Annotated in this window: 1 protein-coding gene; it reads right to left on the reverse strand. The window is 62.8% G+C overall.

The features are described from left to right. Positions 1 to 980: integron integrase (locus tag ASC95_RS17790; protein ID WP_157256388.1), on the reverse strand; the 980-nt coding region annotated here is incomplete at its 3' end. Between the last annotated feature and the right edge of the window lie 301 nt (positions 981 to 1,281).

Below are 1,281 nucleotides of genomic sequence, written 5' to 3' on the forward strand. Positions count from 1 at the left end.
AGAGAAAATATGCCGAGTGTTCTTCCCGCCCTGTCGCTTGCTGCGCGAGTACAGCGACACGGCTGTCTCGGCATATTCCTTGACTCGGAATAGTGCCGCAGCGTGTGCGGGGTGGCGTGCTTCGCAATGCCTGCAAAACCCACCGCCTTTTTGAAGGCTCGCTGGAAGGTTTCGTCGTAGAGGTGATGACGCCGCACGGCACCGCTGCGCGGATCTGTCGAATGATGATCCTGCGGGAACACCCAGAACCACCCCCAACTGGCTCCCGCGCGCGGGTACTTCCGTTCCAGCGCGTCGGGCATCGCGACGCCGGTTCGGCCGTCTTCGACATCCCGGCACCAGACCTCCCGGCTCGCCGCCAGTTGCGCCCGCAAACCCGGCGTCAGCGACGCCGGCAGCATCACCACGCGGTCCTTGCCGCCCTTGCCCTGCCGCACGTAAATTGCCCGTTGGGCGAAATCAATGTCCTTGACCCGCAGCCCCAATGCCTCGGAGATCCGCAGACCGGTGCCATAGAGCAGGCGCGCGAGCAACTGATGCTCGCCGCCCATCTGCCCCAGGACCGCTGCCACCTCATCCGCGCTCAGTACGACAGGCAGGCGGCGCTTCGGCACGGGCCGCCCGATGTCCTGCATCCAAGGAAGTTGCTCGCCCAACACCTGGCCGTACAAGAACAGCAGTGCTGACAAGGCCTGTCGATGACTGGATACCGCCAGACCGCGATCTGCGGCGAGGTGTGTCAGGAATGCTTCCACTTCCGGACCGCCCATCGTGGCCGGATGCTTCAACCCATGAAAGCGGATGAAGGCGCGGCACCAGTACACATACGCCTGTTCCGTGCGCAGGCTGTAATGCATCATCCGGATGCGTTCGCGCACCTGGTCCAGCAGCCTGGGCGCCTTCAGTGGCGGGAGCTCTTTGACTGCTGCCGGGCGCAGAGAATTGCGCGGTTTCGACGAGCGGGCGACGGAAGACTGCATGGCAAATGCCTCCTCGGCGGATGCCGCATGAACCGCCTGCGGCGCATGTAACTGACGCGGCTTTTGACGGGAAATTTAGTACTGTATGAATAAACAGTCAAATGGAGGAAAACGTTGATGCAGCAAAGACTTGTGCGAGGGTCCGGCCGCCCGATTACGGCGCGGGTCGCGGTGTTATGCCGCACGGCTTTTCGCTCTACAACACGTTATGCAGCACGCTAGCTTGAACTTCATCGAGCGCTTTGTTCCCTGCTTGCGCCGCGGGCTCGTTGCGTCGGCGACCGAGCGGTCCGCGTGTTCG

This window comes from Pelomonas sp. Root1217 (assembly GCF_001425705.1).
Classification (GTDB): Bacteria; Pseudomonadota; Gammaproteobacteria; order Burkholderiales; family Burkholderiaceae_C; genus Pelomonas.